General features: G+C 46.7%; 15 protein-coding genes and 1 tRNA gene. 14 read left to right on the forward strand and 2 right to left on the reverse strand.

Features of this window, described 5'->3' with window-relative positions; all coding sequences use genetic code 11:
* The first annotated feature begins 10 nt into the window (after positions 1-10).
* The 4 genes from KVG29_RS06975 (at position 11) to KVG29_RS06990 (ending at position 4,925) form a co-directional block, all read left to right on the forward strand.
* Positions 11-1,468: a GldG family protein gene (locus KVG29_RS06975; RefSeq protein WP_252227525.1), complete on the forward strand. Its 1,458-nt coding sequence runs from the start codon at positions 11-13 to the stop codon at positions 1,466-1,468.
* Entirely contained in the window at positions 1,465-2,895 is a 1,431-nt protein-coding gene (locus KVG29_RS06980; RefSeq protein ID WP_252227526.1) for a DUF4340 domain-containing protein, read from the forward strand. The genes KVG29_RS06975 and KVG29_RS06980 overlap by 4 nt, the downstream gene beginning before the upstream one ends.
* Positions 2,896-3,075: 180 nt before the next feature.
* Positions 3,076-3,801, forward strand: coding sequence for a ThuA domain-containing protein (locus tag KVG29_RS06985; RefSeq protein ID WP_252227527.1), 726 nt, complete (start codon positions 3,076-3,078; stop codon positions 3,799-3,801).
* A 17-nt stretch (positions 3,802-3,818) separates the two neighbouring features.
* Positions 3,819-4,925 (forward strand): Gfo/Idh/MocA family protein, encoded by a 1,107-nt coding sequence (locus KVG29_RS06990; RefSeq protein ID WP_252227528.1) that lies wholly within the window; start codon positions 3,819-3,821, stop codon positions 4,923-4,925.
* A 131-nt stretch (positions 4,926-5,056) separates the two neighbouring features.
* Here KVG29_RS06990 and KVG29_RS06995 read toward each other — a convergent pair whose 3' ends face one another.
* The gene (locus KVG29_RS06995) at positions 5,057-6,304 is read right to left on the reverse strand and encodes an MFS transporter (protein WP_252227529.1); all 1,248 of its coding nucleotides are present in this window, start codon (positions 6,302-6,304) and stop codon (positions 5,057-5,059) included.
* Between the two features lie 333 nt (positions 6,305-6,637).
* Between KVG29_RS06995 and KVG29_RS07000 the strand changes: the two genes are divergently transcribed.
* Together KVG29_RS07000 and KVG29_RS07005 are read left to right on the forward strand one after the other, a co-directional pair.
* Positions 6,638-7,003, forward strand: a complete 366-nt coding sequence (locus tag KVG29_RS07000; RefSeq protein WP_252227530.1) for an ArsR/SmtB family transcription factor — start codon at positions 6,638-6,640, stop codon at positions 7,001-7,003.
* Between the two features lie 34 nt (positions 7,004-7,037).
* Entirely contained in the window at positions 7,038-9,029 is a 1,992-nt protein-coding gene (locus KVG29_RS07005; RefSeq protein ID WP_252227531.1) for a heavy metal translocating P-type ATPase, read from the forward strand.
* Between the two features lie 213 nt (positions 9,030-9,242).
* On the opposite strand, the gene KVG29_RS07010 is transcribed toward KVG29_RS07005, so the two are convergent.
* Positions 9,243-11,054, reverse strand: a complete 1,812-nt coding sequence (locus KVG29_RS07010; protein ID WP_252227532.1) for an FAD-dependent oxidoreductase — start codon at positions 11,052-11,054, stop codon at positions 9,243-9,245.
* A gap of 350 nt (positions 11,055-11,404) precedes the next feature.
* Between KVG29_RS07010 and KVG29_RS07015 the strand changes: the two genes are divergently transcribed.
* The 8 genes from KVG29_RS07015 (at position 11,405) to KVG29_RS07050 (ending at position 20,324) form a co-directional block, all read left to right on the forward strand.
* Positions 11,405-11,878: an FMN-binding protein gene (locus tag KVG29_RS07015; RefSeq protein ID WP_252227533.1), complete on the forward strand. Its 474-nt coding sequence runs from the start codon at positions 11,405-11,407 to the stop codon at positions 11,876-11,878.
* Between the two features lie 191 nt (positions 11,879-12,069).
* On the forward strand, positions 12,070-13,128 hold the full coding sequence (locus KVG29_RS07020; protein WP_252227534.1) for an FAD:protein FMN transferase: 1,059 nt from the start codon (positions 12,070-12,072) through the stop codon (positions 13,126-13,128).
* Positions 13,125-13,523, forward strand: coding sequence for a NusG domain II-containing protein (locus KVG29_RS07025; protein WP_252227535.1), 399 nt, complete (start codon positions 13,125-13,127; stop codon positions 13,521-13,523). Before KVG29_RS07020 ends, KVG29_RS07025 begins: the two co-directional genes overlap by 4 nt.
* Before the next feature lie 11 nt (positions 13,524-13,534).
* The gene (locus tag KVG29_RS07030) at positions 13,535-14,053 is read left to right on the forward strand and encodes a Gx transporter family protein (RefSeq protein WP_252227536.1); all 519 of its coding nucleotides are present in this window, start codon (positions 13,535-13,537) and stop codon (positions 14,051-14,053) included.
* A gap of 10 nt (positions 14,054-14,063) precedes the next feature.
* Positions 14,064-15,047 (forward strand): polyprenyl synthetase family protein, encoded by a 984-nt coding sequence (locus tag KVG29_RS07035; RefSeq protein WP_252227575.1) that lies wholly within the window; start codon positions 14,064-14,066, stop codon positions 15,045-15,047.
* A gap of 163 nt (positions 15,048-15,210) precedes the next feature.
* The gene (gene proS, locus KVG29_RS07040) at positions 15,211-16,656 is read left to right on the forward strand and encodes a proline--tRNA ligase (RefSeq protein WP_252227537.1); all 1,446 of its coding nucleotides are present in this window, start codon (positions 15,211-15,213) and stop codon (positions 16,654-16,656) included.
* Between the two features lie 227 nt (positions 16,657-16,883).
* Positions 16,884-16,959: transfer RNA gene (locus KVG29_RS07045), tRNA-Ala, on the forward strand.
* Positions 16,960-17,504: 545 nt separating this feature from the next.
* The gene (locus KVG29_RS07050; RefSeq protein WP_252227538.1) at positions 17,505-20,324 is read left to right on the forward strand and encodes an alpha-mannosidase; all 2,820 of its coding nucleotides are present in this window, start codon (positions 17,505-17,507) and stop codon (positions 20,322-20,324) included.
* The last annotated feature ends 121 nt before the right edge of the window (positions 20,325-20,445 follow it).

The following is a 20,445-nucleotide window of genomic DNA, read 5'->3' on the forward strand; positions in this document are numbered from 1 at the left end:
GGGAGACGAAATGAAGAAGTTTCTTGGATTCAATTTTAGATCTGTAAAGGAATCCTTTAAAAGCAAGAAGTTCAAATACGGCGGATACGCTACTTTGATGGTGGCTGTTGTCATTGCAATTGCCATAATCATCAACCTGATTGTGGACCAGATCCCCTGGGAAGTTGACCTGACGCAAAACCAGATGTACTCTCTGTCCGAGCAGACCAATAAGGTGCTGGATAACCTCAAACAGGATGTCAAGATCATCGGCCTTTATGAGACTGGTGAGGAAGATAAGACGGTGCTAGAAATCATAGAGCGCTATCAAAAACGCTCAAAGAGGATTAGCTTTACTACTGTTGATCCCGAGAGATATCCGCAGTTGCTTACAAAGTACGAAAAAGGCGGCGAATCGCTGAATGCCGGAAGCTTGATCGTAGAGAGCGGAGACAAGTTCAAGGTGATCGATCGCTATGACCTGGTAAACTATAGCTACAACCAGTATTCTGGTCAGTGGTATGCTCAGTCTCTGGCTGTGGAGCAGCGCCTCACAGGGGCTATATTGTATGTGACGACTGAAGAGCTTCCTGTGGTATATACGCTGGTAGGCCACGGTGAGGATTCAATTCCTTACGATGTGAGAAAGCAGCTTGAATTGGAGAACTACACTATAGAGGATTTAAACCTTGTTACCCAAGATTCGGTGCCCGAGAAGGCACATGCTCTGGTAGTACTTTCGCCCAAGAGGGATATTACAAAAGAGGAAGAGGAAAAGATTAGGAAATATTTAGAAAATCAGGGTAGAGCGATATTCTTTATACAGAATTTGAATGAGGAGCTGCCCAACTTTGAGTCGCTGCTCAAGAGCTATGGTGTGGCACTGCAGAGAGTTGTGGTGGTAGAGGGGGATGCCAATATGCATTATCCCGGCAACCCTCTTTATATAATACCCAACATGGAGAGCCACAGCATTTTAAGTCCGCTTAAATCCGGACAGATGTACGTGTTTGCGCCCCAGTCGCAGAGCATAGAGGTACTTGAGATGAAGAGACGGACTTTGGAGATAGAGCCGTTGCTGGTCACTTCAGACAAGGCATGGGCCAAGACCAACCTGGAGGCTACTACCATAGAGAAAGAAGAGGGGGATTTGGAAGGGCCGTTTAACATTGCGGTTGCCATCACGGATAAGATATACGAGGATAACGAGACCAAGGAGACTAGGCTGGTAGTGGTAGCCAATACTAATCTGCTAAACAGCCAGCTGGTTTCGCAGGTGCCGGGCAACGTCAATTTCCTGCTCAACAGCCTTAACTGGCTGCAGGACAGGGAGGAGAACATATCGATACGGCCCAAGAGCTTGACAACCTCACGTCTTAGAATATCGGCTTATCAGCAGCTTATATTCTCAGGTATAGTTGTCATATTGATTCCTCTCATCGTGCTGGCTTCAGGGCTTACAGTATGGTTGAGGAGGAGGCATCTATGAAGAAGAGACAGCGAAGCATACTTGCTCTTGTGGTGGTGCTGGCAGTGCTGGTTGGTGCGTATTTTTACGTGAGCAACCGGCCAAAAAAGCAGGCCGAGGATGATAAAACCTTAGAGATATGTAAAGTACCCAAAGAGGACATCGTCAAAATGGTGCTGGAATCACGGGATGGGACTACCTTGACGTTTGAAAAGAAGGATGACAAGTGGACGGTGGACTATCCCCATCCTGTGGTTTTGGACCAGACAAGCGTCGATGATATAGCTTACAGCTTTGCCAGCCTGTATGCCGAGAGGATAATAGAGGAAAATCCTAAAGACCTATCGGTGTACGGCTTGGATAAGCCGGCTGTTGTTGCCAGAGCTTTTCTGAAGGACGGCACCCAGAAGGTATTGTATCTCGGCAACAAGACGCCGGCAGGCAATACCTACTATTTGATGGCTGATGGGGACCCAAAGGTTTATTCGGTGTGGATGAATCATGGCGAGCATTTTAGCTATAAGCTTTCGGATGTGCGTGAAAAGGACCTGACTGAGATTAAAACCCAAGAGCTGACCTACCTTAAAATAGCTAAAAAGGGTAAGCCTACCATTGAAATAGAGATGAATGATGAGCAATCGAAGGATGAAGCCCAGTTTGGCCTGAGCCTGTGGAGGATGACCCAGCCTTACAATGAGCCAATGGGGGTATCGGCCGATAAGTTCCAAAAAGTTTTGGATGGTATATCTTCGCTTACCAGCAATGCCATCAAAGAGTTTGTAGAGGATAATCCACAGGACCTCTCTAAGTATGGTTTGGATGACCCGGTGGCCGAGCTCATCGTCAAGGACAAAGAAAACACGCTTCATTTGTACTTTGGAAAAGATACGGACGACGGTAAAAGCGTGTACTTCAAGACCGCTGACGTTAACTCGGTATATACTATGGAGAAGAGCAAGACGGAGCTACTTGATACAAAGCCATTTGACATTGTGGATAAATTTGCGTATATAGTCAACATCGATAATGTGGATAAGATCACAATAGAGGGGCGCGGTAAAACCCATGTTCTTACCCTTACCAGGCAAACCAAAAAAGCTGAGAAGGAAGGGGAGGAAGACGAGGTTATTACCACATACATGGTAGATGGCAAGGAAGTAGAGGAAAAGCCCTTTAAGAAGTTTTATCAGAGCCTGATTGGCATACTGGTAGATGCCGAAATCGATAGGGAAATGGCAGAGGAGAATCCCGAAGTGAAAACCACTTTCTTCCTGAATAAGGGCTCAAGGAGAGAGGTTCATGTGAACTACGTGCCATACGATAATGATTTCTACGCTGTATTCCGCAGTGGAAAGGCTGAATTTGTAGTGTCCAGGAGCCAGGTGAACAAGATGCTGGATGACCTGGAGGCTTTGATTCGTGGAGACCTGGTAAAGGAGGAAGAGTGATTTTTAAGCCTCTCCAGCTATGAGGTGATGCTGGAGAGGTTTTTTGTGTGAATTTTAAGGCGCTTACTTTTATGGGTTAAGTAGTGAAATTGTCATTTTTATGCGTGTTCTGATAGTACTTTTTTGATATAATTGTTATGAACGCCATCTGAAAATCTTATTGAAAGGGGATATGCCATTATGGGTAAAAAGGCCCTGATAGTTCGGGGAGGCTGGGAAGGCCATCAGCCCGTTGAAGTGTCGGAGCTCTTTCGCGATATTCTTGTTGAAGAAGGATTTGAGGTAGAGATTTCCGAGACGCTGGACGCGTTTTTGGATGTGGAAAAGTTAAAGTCGCTTTACCTCATAATCCCTGTGTGGACCATGGGTAAGATAACCGATGCTCAGGTTAGACCGGTCCTTGAGGCTGTGGCCAGCGGAGTGGGCATTGCAGGGTGCCATGGCGGCATGTGCGATGCCTTCAGGGAGTGCGTCCAGTGGCAGTTTATGACGGGAGGACAGTGGGTAGCGCATCCTGGAGGGGATGGGGTGGAATACGTTGTCAACGTCAAAAGGGGCTCCAGCCCCATTGTTGAAGGGATTGAGGATTTTACCGTAAAGAGCGAACAATACTATGTACATATTGACCCGTCGATTGAAGTGCTTGCCACCACACGGTTTCCTGTGGTGGATGGCCCGCATGCTGCCAATGGGCAGGTGGATGTGCCGGTTGTATGGACCAAGCGCTGGGGAAGAGGAAGGGTATTCTACTGTTCTTTAGGACATCATGTAGACGTGTTGCAGGTTGAGCCGGTTCGAACCATAATGAAAAGGGGTTTCCTCTGGGCAGCTGAAGGCAAGGACGTTGCCATGCAGGCCAGTGATAATGCTGAAGTTTTAATCCAATCGGTAAAGAGGATGTTTTAAGTAAAAGGGTGGTTGTCATGAAAAAGGTAAAGGTGGGGATTGTCGGATGCGGTAACATAAGCGGCATCTATTTAAAAAACTGTAGCCAGCGGTTTGAGATTTTGGAAGTGGTGGCCTGTGCGGATTTGATTTTGGAAAGGGCGCAGGCCAGAGCAAAAGAATTCAACATCCCTAAAGCGTGCTCGGTAGATGAACTTCTTGCGGATCCCGAGATCGACATCGTGGTCAATTTGACGGTTCCTAAAGCACATGCCCAGGTGTGCATTGCCGCTCTTGAAGCCGGCAAAAATGTGTATGTTGAAAAACCGTTGGCCATCACTCGTGAAGAAGGGAAAAGGATACTGGACATAGCCAGGGCAAAAGGGCTTTTGGTGGGCTGTGCTCCCGATACATTTCTCGGGGCCGGGCTTCAGACTTGTCGAAAGCTGATAGACGACGGCTGGATCGGTGAACCGATAGCGGCAACGGCGTTTATGGTATGCCATGGCCATGAGAGCTGGCATCCTGATCCCGAGTTCTACTATCAGGTGGGCGGAGGCCCTATGTTTGATATGGGGCCATATTATATAACGGCTCTGATATCCCTTATAGGTCCCATAAAGAGGGTGACGGCTTCTGCCAGGATTACATTTCCGGAGAGGACCATCACCAGCCAACCCAAATATGGCACAAAGATAAAGGTGGAGACGCCCACTCATATTGCTGGCGTTATGGATTTTGAAAACGGCGCCGTGGGGACCATTATCACCAGCTTTGATGTATGGAGCGCCAATCTACCGCGAATTGAGATTTACGGCAGCGAGGGCAGCCTAAGCGTGCCTGATCCCAACACATTTGGCGGTCCTGTGCTGATACGCCGTCAAGGGGCCAGTGAATGGGGCGAGGTTCCTTTGACTCACGGTTATGCCGACAACAGCCGAGGCATTGGAGTGGCTGATATGGCTTATGCATTGCTGTCGGGAAGGCCACACAGGGCCAATGGGGAGATGGCCTACCATGTGCTGGATGTAATGCAGGGGTTTTTGGACGCCTCACAGAGCGGAAGCCATTATACCGTTCCCAGTTCGTGCAGCCGCCCGGCGCCATTGCCTCTGGGGCTCCGAGATGGCTTGCTGGATGAATAGGATAAATTTAAAAGGATCGGATGATAAAATACGTCCGATCCTTAATGTTTTTGGTTGGTATCTTGTTTATTGTAAGCTGAGAATTTGCTACGTGGCTACGTGGCGGATCGAAAAAAGCAGCTAACTAGTTGTTATTCAATCCTATGAGGGGTTTTAAGGGCAAGCGCTAGGTTTATTGCAATAGAAGCGGCTGCCATGCCAATTATGAACAGTGGAATAAAGCCCCACGCATCTGCTATGATCCCGGCAATATAGGGTAAAAAGGTTGTTGGAAATGTGATTAGGCTTGTTAATACAAAATACACAGGGCGATTTTCTTCATCTGTTATATCTATAGTGTAGTTGGTATATCCCATCCAGGCTCCCTTGTTTATTCCGCCAAGGACGCACATGGGAACAAGAAAAAATAATGGTGGAATAAATTTATGCAGTCCTAAGCTTATTAAAGCTAGAGAAGGGAGGGTAAAGTTAATTATTTGGGAAATCAGGATAATATATTTGTTGCCCAGACGATGGCTGATGTTTCCCCAAAAAAGGCCTCCAATTAAAGAGCCAATGATTTGGATATAAATGAGCGTAGAGACCTGGTTTGGAGACAAAGCAAAGGTATTTTGCCCAAAAAGGATTATAAAGGGTAGGATCATGCCTGCAAGGCTCCCGATGAGCTGAGTGGCCAGCATATGCCTGTAGGCTTTGTTTTTGTTTAAATATCCTGGCAAAGTGCTGTAATATTCAAGAATGTTAATCCTTTTATGGCTATTTTCTCTAGGAGAATCTTTGACGAAAGTCATGGCTACAGCCGAAGACAGCAGCAGAATACCCGATAGCCCGAAAAGTATGGAGTATTTTTGTGCGCTGGAAAGGAGAGCATTTTCCAGCGTTATCTTTATTATAAATCCTGCTGCTAGGCTTCCTATACCGCCAAATAGTTGCTGATTCCCAAGCAACTTTCCCCTTTGATTGTCTGGGATTGTACGACCAAAGACGTCCAACCAAGGTACCACAATGAGCCCATCGCTGGCCCATAAAAGCGCATATATGCAAAGGAATGCCCACACCACGATATAGGGGTTAACCGCAAACATTAAAATTGGCACCATCAGCAGTGGAAGGGGCCTGAAGAGAAACATTATGGTTGATATAAAAGCCGGTAAGTTCTTTATCCTGTGTATGTACGGCCCCATAAAAAGTTGGGCCAGCAGCGAAGACGCAGATCCCATTGTACTGGCCAGTCCAGCTAGCTGAAGGCTTTGCGTAAAGGTATGTATAAATACGGGTACTACTGAGTTGGTATCCAGGAAAGCCAAGCCGGTGAAAAAAAGGGTGCCTTCTATCATTAGAGCGTAATAGTTTCGATTGTTTCTATTTTTAAAAGGCATATTCCCTACTCCTTCTACTTTGAATTTTTAGAATAGCTGTCTTGTTAATTATACAGTATAACGATGGCAACAGTAAATATGGTGTGTGCTGGGATTGGGGATTTATGGATTGGAGATGATTGAATTTGTTCTAACTCGACAAGAAGATCTCGTACTCATAGAGATGAGTTGTTTAAAGGAAAGCTGGTATGTACGTTGTCATATGCTCAGTAGTGGGTGTGTATCCTCTATAGGATTGAAGGGTATTGACGCCAAACATAGTATAAGTTAAAATATATTCAAAGCATGAATATATGTTCATATTTTAATAGTTTTTCAGGAGGGATGTTGACTTTGAATAACGAGGAAAAGTTGGATGTATGTATGGATTTCATCGTCCATCGGGAAACCCTGGACAGCGTTAATAAAAACGCCTTGAGCGACGATGTGGTAAATGAGCTGGCTGAGTTTTTTAAGGTGTTCGGCGATGCCACGCGCCTGCGAATACTGTATGCCCTGTCGATAGCTGAGATGTGCGTGTGTGATTTATGCGAGTTTCTTGGGATGAACCAGTCTGCGGTTTCTCACCAGCTCAAGGTGTTAAGGCAGAGCAGGCTTATAAAATACAGAAGGGAAGGAAGGAACATATATTATTCGCTTGATGATGAACACATCCAGCAGATAATTCAGGTTGGTTTAAAACACATAATGGAGAAATAAAAGAAGTTTATTTTAATATGTGAGGAGGTCTGTTGTGAGGTTGAACATAAACAACAATGTTTATCACCGTGAAGCAGGGGGCTGTAGCTGTTGCGGTTGCAGTAATACAGCGGGATTACAAACAGAACGGTTTTCCAAAGCGAATTTAAAGGAAGAGGTAATGGAAAATCTCGACCTTATAGCAGGTGCTATCATCTTTTCAGTTGCGGCTTTCTTTCCGTTCTCGAAATGGATAAAGGCAGCGCTGTATTTGATAAGCTATGTACTTGCGGGAAGGGAAGTCGTGCTGCATGCCATCAAAAATACCATCAAAGGCAAGGTGTTTGATGAGAACTTCTTGATGACCGTAGCCACAATAGGTGCTTTTGCTATCGAGGAGTTCCCCGAGGCGGCTGCGGTGATGCTGTTTTACCGTATAGGGGAATGGCTGCAGGACAGCATTTTAAGAAGGTCCAGGCGGTCGATTGCGGAGCTCATGGATATAAGGCCAGAATATGCTAATAAAGTGGCTGGGGATGATATCCAGAGAGTACACCCCGATGAGGTGACGGTGGGCGATGTTATCGTAGTCAAGCCTGGTGAACGCATACCGCTTGACGGGGTTGTGGTCAAGGGCCAGTCGACAGTAGACACCTCGGCTTTGACCGGCGAGCCTATGCCGAGGGATGTGGTGCCGGGTACCAAAGTGCTATCGGGGTTTGTAAATCAAAATGGAGTTATATACGTTGAAGTGACAAGCGATTTTAAAAACTCTACTACCTCTAAAATACTTGATTTAGTAGAAAATGCCAAAAATAATAAGGCACCTACCGAAAAATTCATAACCAGGTTTGCCAGGTATTATACGCCGGCAGTGGTTTCAGCCGCTGCCTTGATAGCCGTCGTGCCGCCCCTCCTGTGGAAGCAGCCTTTTGAGGAATGGGTGTACAGAGCCCTGATATTTCTAGTGGTCTCGTGTCCCTGTGCTCTTGTGATATCGATACCCGTTGGATTTTTCGGGGGATTGGGCGGTGCCTCCCGTAGCGGCATACTGGTCAAAGGAGGGCAGTACCTTGAAGCCCTTGGAAATGTTGATACCGTGGTGTTTGATAAGACGGGGACATTGACCAAAGGAGTATTTAAGGTTGCTAAAGTGGTTCCGGTGGCCGATATGATGAGAGATGAGCTGCTTCACTACGCTGCCCTGGCCGAAAGCTATTCGAACCACCCCATTGCCCTCTCGATAATAGAGGCTTACAGCAAACCTTTGGACCGGCGGCAGGTTGACGAATATGCTGAGATTCCGGGATATGGCGTCAAGGCCAGAATAAAGGGCAAGGAGGTGCTGGTGGGCACTGCTGGCCTGCTTAGGCAGTACGGCGTGGTATGTCCGGAGGTGGAGCTTGCTCATACCGCTGTGCACCTTTCCATAGATGGGCAGTATGTAGGATATATCATAATAGAGGATGAGCTTAAAGAAGACTCCAAACAGGCCATCGATGATTTAAAGCGAATGGGCGTAAAGCGAACCGTTATGTTTACAGGGGATAACTATCATACGGGACTCAAGGTAGGGCAAAATTTGGGGCTGGATGAGGTATATGCCGAACTTCTTCCGCATCAAAAGGTGGAGAAGCTGGAGGCGATAGAAAGGACTAAAGCCACCAGGAAAGGCAAGGTGGTATTTGTGGGCGATGGAATAAACGATGCGCCGGTGTTGGCCAGAGCCGATGTAGGGGTGGCGATGGGAGGGTTAGGTTCCGATGCCGCCATCGAAGCGGCAGATGTGGTGCTCATGACCGATGAGCCCTCCAAACTGGTAACCGCCATAATGATAGCCACCCGTACAAAGCGTATCGTGTGGCAAAACATCATCATGGCTCTGGGGGTTAAAGGGTTGGTACTTTTGCTGGGGGCAGCTGGCACCACCAGCATGTGGGAAGCGGTTTTTGCCGACGTAGGGGTCGCCATACTTTCTATACTGAATGCTTCGCGCGTGATAAAAAAGCCGAGAAGCCGTAGATGCAATCAGGCAACTGCAGCATAAAAAGATCAGACAACGGTGGCATGAAATAAAAAACCTGGCATAAAAAACGGGGCCAAGGCGAAAACGCCTCTTGGCCCCGTTTTTTATCTTTTCGTGCTTATGGCGTCGGCAAAAGCTTTTTACCTATCGTCTGCTTGTTGTGTTGGTGCATCTCAAACTTTATGCAAACCGTTCATTTCTGAAATCGCTATATGAGGCAACATATTATGTGCTTTACCACTGCCATCCCTTGAATAGGTGGAAACTCCTGTTTTTCTGGAAGTATCTTACCTGATTCCTGAGGTAAGGGATCAGGTAATAGTCCACTCCCAGCGACCTTCCGGCACCGGCCAGCATGGCTATCGATGCCATGATGTACCACAGGTCTGGCAGACCAGTATTGGTGGAAGGAAGGCCTGTCGATAGCATAAAGTTGATGTTCATGGCAATAGATACCAGTCCAGCAATAAAGGTGAATATTCCGAATATGAAAGCTATTCCCAGCCCAATCTCGGTGATTACTATGAGCTTCTGGAACAGCAGGGCATTGGGGTATATGATGTTTTCGACTATCCAGGCATACCAGCCGGGAGTATGATCGCTGACCAGGCTGATGATGGATGCCGATGATGTGGCATCGGTTGCGCCTCCAGGACCCAGCATTGCCCAATCACCGAACCAACCGGCCTGTATTTTTTGAATACCCGATGATAGCCACATGATTCCCAGCCATATTCTGAGCGGCACAAGCCAGAAGGTAAAGTTTCTTCGCTTGATGTGACCGATGGCTGTCTCTATGAAGGCGTTGTACGTTCTGGCCTTGTACAGGAACTGGTCGTAAATATAGTCCCATATAAGCTCAAGGCCACCTATTCCAAATAGATAGTGCATGTTTACCAGATGCTTCATGATGGTGGCCCATATACCGATCAGCAGAGGCAAGCCTTTGATCTGCGCCACCGCAAAGAAGGAACCTACCGACACCATTACGCCGTGAAGCTCGGGTTTAAACCTTTGTTTTTGAGTGCCCAAAATCTCTGCGGCAATGTTTTGTGCTGCGCATTTGCCTGATTGTAGGGCTGACTCGACCAGGGCCGGGAGCACATTGCCGTTTTCTTTAAACTCCATTATGTCGCCGATGGCATATACATATGGATACTCAACGGTTTGCAGGTATTCGTTCACCACTATTCGGTTACGCTTGCCTAGTGTCAGCCCCAACTCCTTTGCAAACTCGTTTGCCTCAACGCCCCCGGTCCATATGAGGGTCCTGGTGGGTATAATGTCTCCGGTCTTCATGCAGACTTTGTCAGGATGGACTTCGGTTATGGGTGTGTTGGTGTATACCTCTACGCCGTGTTTTTCAAAGAAGTTTACTATTTTTTTAGATAGCTTTTCGTCCAGTATCGGGCAAATGGTGGGCAGCGCCTCAATGACCGCAAGCCGCACCTCTTCTTTGGGTATGTTGTACTCACGGCACAGGGTAACTGTCCATTCCATAAGTTCGCCCATCATTTCTACGCCGGTGAACCCGCCTCCACCAACTACAAATGTGAGCATTTCCTTGCGTTTATCAGGGTTTTGCTCCTTTGATGCCAGCTGGAACATGTGTACTATGTGGTCGTGTATTTTCTGTGCATCCTCCAACGACCACAATGTGAAGGCGTATTCTTTCATCCCAGGGATCCCAAAATATGCGGGCTGACTACCGGCGGCCAAAATCAAATAATCGAAGCTGTACTCATGGTTCGCCGATATCAGCTTTTTGTTTTTGAGGTCGGCCTTTTGTATTCTGTCGTGTACGAATTTTACTTTTGTATATTGCAAAACGTGCTCGATTGACACCTTAACGCCCTTGGGTTCAATCCTGTGGCCAGCTACCTGATGGAGCTCGGTAAGCAGCGTGTGGTAGGGATTTTGATCTATAAGGGTGATCTCTACATCGCTTTGCTTTTTTAATAGTTTGTGCAAAGTTTTGGCCGCTTCCAATCCACCGTACCCTGCACCCAGTATAACCACCTGCTTGGCGGACATCGCATCGGACATCGCATCTACCTCCTTTGAGTTATACGGATTATTTGTGCATAGAAATGTGTTATAAAATTAACACTTATTAAAATTTTAACATATAATCTAAATGTTTAAAAGACATAAATTTATCAAATAAAAGATATAATTTTAACGAGCATATGCACAATATGTATATAATAATGGTTAAAATCAAAGAAAATGGAGGGAGATTTATCTCAGGATGAGCAAAACAGTGCTTATAATCCCTATTATTGAAAAAATTGGAGAGAATAAACCGATAAAAGCATTGAATATATTTATGTTTTGAGATAGAATAGACAATGATTAAAAAATAACAACAAAAAGGAAAAGGAGGAGTGCATGCAATGAAAAAGTTACTTAGCTTGGGATTAATAGTGCTGTTGACCATTGCTCTGTTAACAGCCTGTGGTGGTGGCGCCGCTAATGATTCCAATGAGCAAGGACAAGGAGCTACCGAAGACAAGGGAGCTGAAACTGCCGCTTATAAAGATGGAACATATAAGGCTGAGGAGCCCAAATTTGACGATCACGGTTGGAAAGGGCAGATTGAAATAAAGGTTGAAGGCGGCAAAATTACCGAAGTCAATTATGATGAGGTAAACCAGGAAGGCAAGAAGAAGAGCGAGGATACAGAGTATCATAAGAGATTCAAGGAACAAAAGAATGTAGACCTGTTGGATGCATATGAGACATTGGAGAAAGGCCTTGTTGAGAAGCAGGATCCCGACGCTGTTGATACTTACACCGGTGCCACTGGCACAACAGAGAAATTCAAGACATTAGCAAAAGAAGCTTTAAAGGAAGCACAGAGCAAGTAAAATTTAAATAAAAGACCTGTCGTAAGACAGGTCTTTTATTTAATCGTAATTGTGTTTTTGAAAAGCTTGTCATAAGGGGTATCAGATGGTATTATATTTTATGTTGAATTAGGGCGTCGAAAAAATAAATTTAAAAAGCCACACTGTATGGATGTTACATCAAAATCAAATGGAGAGATGGGGGTTTACATTTGAAAAGGTACCAACGAATTCGTGCTTTAATCATAGCGATTTTTTTATTAGGAGTGGCTTTGCAGGGCTGCGCAAGGACAGCAGGGCCTCAGGAATACCGCAAGGATATATTTGCTCTCAATACGTGGGTCAATATACGCATATATGCGGGCAAAGAAGGGCCCGATATTTTGGATAAGGCTATAAAGCGGATTGAAGAAATAGAGAACCGCATGAGCGTTACGATACAGGACAGCGACGTGAGCCGTATAAACAGCAATGCCGGCAAGCAGCCCGTGAAAGTACACGATGACACCTTTGAAGTCATAAAAAAGGCATTGGAGTATGCAGAAATATCCAATGGAGCCTTTGACATAACCATATATCCCATCGTAAAGCTGTGGGGGATCACATCTGAGCATCCCCGGGTGCCTACAGAGGCCGAGATACAAGATAAGCTGAGGTTTGTGGACTATCGCAACGTTGTGCTAAACGAGGCCGAGAAGACCGTTTACCTTAAAGAGCCTGGCATGGGCATTGATTTGGGGGCCATTGCCAAGGGATACGCCGCCGATGAAGTGGCTAGGATTTTAAAAGAGGAAGGCGTGGTGCACGCCCTTATAAACATGGGTGGAAATGTGGTGGCCATGGGCGGTAAGCCCAATGGCCAGCCCTGGAGAATAGGCGTACAGGATCCTAGAGCTGAAGGAGCGCGGCGCCATATTGCTATTATAGAGGTAATGGACGGAAGCGTTGTCAGCTCGGGCGATTATGAACGCTATATCGTAGATATTTATAAGAAGACAGGAAAGAGGTACCATCACATATTTGACCCTTCGACGGGTTATCCCGCAAACAGCGGGCTTATGGCCACAACGGTGGTCGCTCCAAACTCCATTGATGCCGATGCGCTGTCTACAACTGTATTTATCATGGGGGTCGAAAGAGGGCTTGAACTCGTTGATAAGTTGGAGGGCATAGATGCCCTGGCTATCACATTTGATAAGAAAATATATACCTCAAAAGGTCTAAAGGGGAAGCTGATTGTGACCGATAAGGAGTATGAGCTTCAGCCATGAGGATGTCGATGAAAATAGGGGACCTGGTGGTATACCTATTTGCAGCAGCGTTGGTTGCGGTAGGCTTGATGGGCATGTATGCCATGGGGACACAGGGTGGCGATAAAAGTGTAGTGGTTGAGCTGGATGGCAAAGAGGTGTATTCCTGCCGTATATATAAAGGTATGGCTCCTGTGGAGTTTCGTGTGGATGCTGGAAACGGCAAATATAATGTTGTATCGGTAACATATGAAGAGGTAAAAATAAAAGAAGCCAACTGTCCTGATCAGGTTTGCGTAAAGTCAGGTCCCATTCGTCATGCCGGTCAAGCCATAGTGTGCCTGCCTCATAGGGTGGTCGTGAAGATAACGGCTGGCCATGAAGAAACGCCCGATGTAGATGATATTGCATCTTGAGGAGAAAGTTTATGAATAAAGTTAGAAAGATGGTCATGCTGGCGCTTATCATTTCGCAGGCTTTAGTTTTGCATCTGATAGAGGGTTTTATGCCGGTTGTGGCTCCGGGGATAAAGCTGGGATTGGCCAACATTATGACCCTGGTCACTTTGGTACTCTTCGGCTTTAAAGAGGCGTTAGTGGTAGTTATAGTTCGCTCTGTGCTGGGTTCGCTTCTTGCAGGCAGCGTTACGGCAATGCTTTACAGCCTTGCGGGTGGGATTTTGAGCTGTTTGGTGATGGGCTGGTTGTATTTCAGGTGGAGGGCTTATTTCAGCATGATGGGCATTAGCACAGCAGGAGCTATATTCCATAATATAGGGCAGCTGCTGGTGGCGTCATGGGTGTTTGGAACGATAGGTATATTGTTTACCTATTTGCCTGTGTTGACCGTTGCTGCTGTGGGTACTGGATTTTTTGTAGGTCTGGCATCCAGGTATATTATTAAATACCTAGAAGAGCAAAAGTGGTTTAAGTGGGAAAGGGGTTAAACAGTTGTTGATGAAGAGTCAAAGCAAAAGGTTAACCGTGAGCTATGTCGATATAATCGGGGATGAGCTTAAAAGGGTTGATGAGCACATCAAAGCCACCCTCTTGTCCAAGCAAAAGGTGTTGGAAGCGGCTTTGAGGGAACTGCTGGAGGCCGGCGGCAAAAGGCTTCGACCTGCCCTGGTGTTGCTTTCGGGCAAGTTTGGAAAGTATGACGATAAAAAGCTCATCCCTTTGGCGGCGGCCGTTGAGATACTACACATGGCTACCCTGGTCCATGATGATATAATCGACGACTCAAAGATACGGAGGGGCAGGCCTACGGTTCAGTCGCGGTGGGGGAAAGACATAGCCGTCTTTACGGGTGATTTTTTGTTTGCCAAAACCTTTTTGCTGCTTGCCCACAGCACAACATTTGAAAACATGCGGGGCCTATCCAAGGTGGTTAAGGCCATCTGCGAAGGCGAGATTGCACAGTACCAATCGAGGTATGACAAATACGTCACCGTTAAGCAATACTTGAAGAGGATAGGGCGTAAGACGGCACTGCTGTTTGCACTGAGCTGTTATGTTGGAGCGCATGAAAGCGAGTGCCCGTCAAAGGTTGTGCGGTGCTTGAGGGAGTTTGGATTTAACTTTGGCATGGCATTTCAAATCACCGATGACCTGCTGGATTTTACAGGCGATCCTGCTAAGACTGGTAAGCCGGTGGGAAGCGATTTCGTTCAAGGGGTGTATACTCTGCCCTTGATATATGCCATCAACTCATCCTATAGAGACGAGGTTATAAAGATTTTGGATAAAGAAAGCTATGTTCCGGAAGATGTGGAACGGGTGATTGAATTGGTACATGCAAGTGGGGGTATTGAATACAGCAGAAATATGGCCAGAAGCTATTTAAAGCGTGCCAGCACATTTATTGATGGCCTTGCGCCTATTCCAGCCAAAGCGGCGCTGGAGAATCTTTTAGATGGGCTCACCGAGCGCAGCTATTGAAGCAAGGCAGTAGGTTTAGGTATTTAGTTAAAAAATTGGAGCGTTTTTGGCTGCAATCCAGCAAATATAGTTGAAAATATATACTGCTGATGCTAAAATACCTAAATAAGAAACCGAGGGAATTGTTGTAAACATCGCGTGTTTTGTGAAAGGAGCTTGGTGTATGGAAAAAAAGCAACAGGAGTTTGTTACCTATATAACTCCTAGGGAAGAGGACTTTTCTCAGTGGTATACCGATGTGATTTTAAAGGCGGACCTGGTCGATTATGCTCCGGTAAAGGGCTGCATGGTAATCAAGCCATATGGATATGCCATATGGGAGAACATCCAAAAGGAGCTGGATGAGCGGTTTAAGGCCACCGGCCATAAAAATGCATACTTCCCTCTGTTCATACCCGAGAGCCTTTTGCGCAAGGAGGCCGAACATGTAGAAGGGTTTGCCCCTGAGGTGGCCTGGGTTACCCGGGGCGGAAGCGAGGAGCTGGCCGAGCCTTTGGTGGTCAGGCCAACATCTGAGACCATAATATGTGCAATGTACGCCAAATGGGTGCAGTCTTACAGGGACCTGCCCATACTGTACAACCAGTGGTGCAACGTGGTGCGCTGGGAAAAATCGACCAGGCCTTTTTTGAGGACTGCCGAGTTCCTGTGGCAGGAGGGCCATACGGTGCATGCCACCGAAGAAGAGGCCGAAGAGGAGACGCTGAAGATTTTGGGCATATACAAGGAGTTTGCTGAAAACGTTCTGGCTATCCCTGTCGTTGTCGGCCGTAAGTCCGAGAAGGAGAAGTTTGCCGGCGCCTTGCGCACTTATACCATGGAGGCCATGATGCAGGACGGCAAAGCCCTTCAAGCGGGGACGTCGCACAATTTGGGCCAGCATTTTGCCAAGGTGTTTGATATACAGTATTTAGATAAGGATGGTCAGCTCAAATACGCATGGCAGACTTCATGGGGCGTATCCACACGGCTGATAGGCGCTATAATAATGGTACACGGAGATGAGCGCGGTCTGGTATTGCCCCCTAAGGTTGCTCCTGTACAGGTGATCATCGTGCCCATTGCCATTCACAAGGAGGGCGTGCTGGACAAAGCCAGAGAGGTATACAGGCAGATTGCTGATGCCGGCATTCGCGTAGAAATTGACGAGAGGGATACGCAGACGCCGGGCTGGAAGTTCAACGAGTGGGAGCTCAAAGGAGTGCCGGTGCGCCTTGAGATAGGGCCCAAGGACATAGAGAAAAACCAGGTGGTACTGGTGCGCCGCGACAACTTTGAGAAAGTATCTGTACCCATGGATAACGTTGTGCAGGCCATAAACGATATGCTTGTCGAGGTGCATAAGGGAATATATAACAAGGCCTTGAAGATGCGAGAGAATTTTACCCATGTGGCACGCAATTTTGATGAGTTTAAAGAGGCTATAGAGGTAAAGAAGGGCTTTGTCAAGGCCATGTGGTGCGGCGAGAGGGAGTGCGAGGACAATATAAAAGCAGAGACCGGTGCTACTACCAGATGTATACCTTTTGAACAGGAGCATATAGATGACCACTGCGTTTATTGCAGGCGCCCGGCCAAACATATGGTGTACTTTGCTAGGGCATACTAAACCTGCGATGAAAATGGTGAAGGTATTTTTACAGGATGATGGAATGGGCTATGGGGTTTGTTTTGTGGCATGATTTGGGAAATAAGGAACGCGAAGTATTGTAAGATGGCTTTCCTGGCTGCTTGGATATTGATTTCAAGCAGCCAGGGAAAGTAAAAATTTCTACTTTACAAAACGGCTGTATTGGGTTATAATATAACTCGCTAGTTGACACAAGTCCATATCGTGGGGCTATAGCTCAGTTGGGAGAGCGCAACACTGGCAGTGTTGAGGCCAGGGGTTCGAATCCCCTTAGCTCCACCATAGGCAAGACCGCCTGATAATGAAGTCAGGTGGTGTTTTTGTTTTTGGATAAAATTTTTCAAGCTTATTTTGTAAAAGCTCATTTCGTATAGGGAATGAAAGTGAGGCCTTTTAAAAGAGGTATAAAATATTTAGAAAGATGGATGATAGTTCATTATTCTGTAAAAACACTTAACGGTTATATGCTGTAGGTACCATTTATAAGTAGGTGCAAAGTTGTTTTTTTAGAAAAAATCTTTAGTGAAGTGACTGAGGTGGTTGTGAAATGGAGGACATGACGCCGCATGAGCGTATGATGTATGCAATGAGAGGGGGTATGCCAGACCGGGTTCCCGTTGCACCTGACATATCCAACTGGATTATATATACTCTGTGTAAGTAACCCTTGTAGATCTTTTTGAGGGTGGACTTGAAGCAGTAACCTATGTGCTATATGATTGTCCCGATTTGTTTGAAGAGCTAATAGCGCTTTACCATAGGTGGATTGTTAAACAGTGTGAAATGGCTATTGATGCCGGAACGGATTTACGAGAAAGGGGATTGCCATGGAACATCATTTAAAAAAACTAAGGGAGATGCGTAAAAGCAAAGGCCTTGGCTACTGGGGAAGCAGGATTTTATCCCAGCTCGAGTATGGGCTCAAGTTATCGGAGGTTAAGGACCATCAGTTTGATGGCCTGCTTTCAAAAGTTATCGATTTTGTGTACGGGGAGTTCGGCAAAGAAGGCGCCATTACTAGGTCTACCTGTGAAAAGGCAGAGGAGATGCTGGCAGAGCTTTCACAGGAGGCTAAGAGATTTAAGATAATTTGCGCTGCTCACTCTCATATCGATATGAATTGGATATGGCGCTGGGATGAAACGGTGATGGTTACCCTTGATACCTTCAGGACTGTGCTCAACCTGATGAAGGAATATCCTGATTTTACGTTTTCCCAGTCACAAGCATCTGTGTATAAAATACTGGAGGACTATGCGCCCGAGATGCTGGAAGAGGTCAGAAGCAGGGTGAAGGGAGGGCGCTGGGAGGTTACGGCCTCTACATGGGTTGAGGCTGATAAGAATATGCCCAACGGCGAGAGCATGGCCAGGCATATCCTGTATACCAAGAGGTATTTGTCAAGGCTCTTGGATATCGATCCCGAGGTTTTAAACCTGGACTTTGAGCCTGATACCTTTGGTCACAATCAGAATGTGCCTGAAATCCTGCGCAGTGGTGGAGTGAAGTATTACTACCACTGCAGAGGCTATGAAGGGCCCTACCTCTACAAATGGGTAGCGCCATCTGGGAATTATATAATAGCATATCGCGAACCGTTCTGGTACAACGCGGAGATTCGCCCTGACATGGTATTATATGTACCCCAATTTTGTACCCAGCATAATCTGGATACAATGCTAAAGGTTTACGGGGTTGGTGATCACGGTGGCGGGCCAACTCGCAGGGATTTAGAAAGAATAATAGACATGAATACCTGGCCGGTATTCCCGCAAATTCGCTTTGGTACCTTTGCTGAGTTTTACAGACTGGTGGAAAGGATTGCCGATGAACTGCCGGAAGTGAAGGGTGAGCGCAATTTCATATTTACAGGCTGCTACACCAGCCAGTCCAGGATTAAGATGGCCAACCGTATCAGCGAGGCAGCGCTAAATGAGGCCGAGATGTTCAATGTGTTTTCCAGCTTTTGCGCCGGATACAGGTATGACAACAGAGCTTTTGAAAGCGCATGGCGGAATGTGCTTTTCAACCAGTTCCATGACATCATTCCGGGTTCGGGGACAATAGATACCAGGGAATATGCCATGGGTCTTTTCCAGAATACCATGGCCATAGCTAACAGCAGGAGGAGCCTATCGCTTCAAGCCATTGCTGCACAGATAGATACCTCAAGGTTTATCGTGTCTGAGGAGGACGATAAGGACAGCGTATCTGAGGGGGCCGGAGCGGGATTTGGTGCAGAACAGTTTAAGGTGACCCAATCTGAGAGGGGCAGGGGGAAGACCCGCGTATTCCATGTCTTCAATCCTGCGCCGGTGGAAAGAGATGAAGCGGCTGAGATAGTGGTTTGGGACTGGTTGGGCGATGTCGACAAAATTGTTTTTAGGGATGCTCAAGGTAACAAAGTTGAGCATCAGGTACTTGACAAAGGTTTTAACTCTTACTGGGGACATCACTACATGAGGGTGCTTATCAAGGCAAGAGTTCCTGCATGCGGGTATAACACTTACATCCTGACGGAAGATGACGAGATCGAGACGGCATTGCCCTTCCCCAGGGATCCGCGGATAGAGGGTATAGACCAGTTTGTCCTTGAAAATGATCATATAAGAGTTGTGTTCAGTAGCCGTGATGCAGCCATCGTATCGTTGGTGGATAAGGCTACGGGAGAGGAGTTTATAAAGGGGTCACCTGCCGGCATCTTCAGATTGATCGAGGAAGACCCCAGCAAGGGTATGACGTCATGGGTTGTGGGTCGCCACATGAACGTTATTGACTTGACTCGAGACGTTAAGATTAAAAAGGTGACTTATGGAGCAGGCAATGTCAGGCAGTCCATTGCTTATGAGTGCTCTTTCAGGGATTCCAGCTTGAAGGTAACTATTTCGCTGGATTATAACAGCCCGATGCTGCGCTATGATGTGCAGTGTGACTGGCACGAGGTGGGTAAACCAGGCATAAGCGTACCCCAGCTCAGCTTCTACATGCCTCTTGGGTATGAGTGTTCGTGCTATAAGTATGATATTCCCTTTGGCACCATAGAGCGGGAGGGGATGGATAGGGACGTTCCGGCCAACAGCTGGGCCTTGGGAGTGAGAAAGCAGCCGGGCGGGAAATCCGTAATGCTCATTACGGATACCAAATACGGGTTCAGATGTGTGGATAACTCTATGTCCATTACCTTAATACGCAGCTCTTATGACCCGGATCCCTATCCCGAGTTTGGCGTGCACAAGTTCAGTTTTGCTGTCTGTCTGGTGGATAATGCCAGCAACAGGGAGCTTATCCAGAGGGCATATAACTTCAATCATCCGTTGAGCGTTATTTCCTCTTCTGTACACGGAGGCTCGCTGCCTGCCTCAGGCAGCTTTATGAGTCTGGAGGAAGGGGATGTGGCGCTTTCGGCTGTTAAGATGGCCGAGGAACAGGGGAAAGCCAAACGGGTTGTGGTAAGGGGCTATGAGGCCGAAGGCAAGGCTGCTAAAGCTGTGCTCAGGTTGTGGAAACAACCCGTACAGGCTTATTATGTGGACTTAAACGAGTGTAGGATAGACAACGGCCTTAGCGTTTCTATAGATGGGGCATGTGTATCATTTGAGGTACAACCCTATAGCGTTGCCAGCATATGCGTTGAATTTGAGGAGTAAAGAAATGTGCAGTGCTATCCCCCGACTGCCATATTACCTCAGTCGGGGGCTTTGCCTTCCAAATCTTGACGTGGATGTTCCCTGGGGTTATAATAACAATTGAACTGGTTCAATCTTTTTT

This window comes from Caldicoprobacter algeriensis (assembly GCF_023838525.1).
Lineage (GTDB): Bacteria > Bacillota > Clostridia > Caldicoprobacterales > Caldicoprobacteraceae > Caldicoprobacter > Caldicoprobacter algeriensis.

Excerpts from the sequence above, each read along its gene's own strand:
- KVG29_RS06985 (WP_252227527.1), top strand. The coding sequence starts at position 3,076 with ATGGGTAAAAAGGCCCTGATAGTTCGGGGAGGCTGGGAAGGCCATCAG.
- KVG29_RS07035 (WP_252227575.1), top strand. The coding sequence starts at position 14,064 with ATGAAGAGTCAAAGCAAAAGGTTAACCGTGAGCTATGTCGATATAATC.
- KVG29_RS06990 (WP_252227528.1), top strand. The coding sequence starts at position 3,819 with ATGAAAAAGGTAAAGGTGGGGATTGTCGGATGCGGTAACATAAGCGGC.
- KVG29_RS06980 (WP_252227526.1), top strand. The coding sequence starts at position 1,465 with ATGAAGAAGAGACAGCGAAGCATACTTGCTCTTGTGGTGGTGCTGGCA.
- KVG29_RS07050 (WP_252227538.1), top strand. The coding sequence starts at position 17,505 with ATGGAACATCATTTAAAAAAACTAAGGGAGATGCGTAAAAGCAAAGGC.
- KVG29_RS07030 (WP_252227536.1), top strand. The coding sequence starts at position 13,535 with ATGAATAAAGTTAGAAAGATGGTCATGCTGGCGCTTATCATTTCGCAG.
- KVG29_RS06995 (WP_252227529.1), bottom strand. The coding sequence starts at position 6,304 with ATGCCTTTTAAAAATAGAAACAATCGAAACTATTACGCTCTAATGATA.
- KVG29_RS06975 (WP_252227525.1), top strand. The coding sequence starts at position 11 with ATGAAGAAGTTTCTTGGATTCAATTTTAGATCTGTAAAGGAATCCTTT.
- KVG29_RS07015 (WP_252227533.1), top strand. The coding sequence starts at position 11,405 with ATGAAAAAGTTACTTAGCTTGGGATTAATAGTGCTGTTGACCATTGCT.
- proS (WP_252227537.1), top strand. The coding sequence starts at position 15,211 with ATGGAAAAAAAGCAACAGGAGTTTGTTACCTATATAACTCCTAGGGAA.
- KVG29_RS07025 (WP_252227535.1), top strand. The coding sequence starts at position 13,125 with ATGAGGATGTCGATGAAAATAGGGGACCTGGTGGTATACCTATTTGCA.
- KVG29_RS07010 (WP_252227532.1), bottom strand. The coding sequence starts at position 11,054 with ATGTCCGATGCGATGTCCGCCAAGCAGGTGGTTATACTGGGTGCAGGG.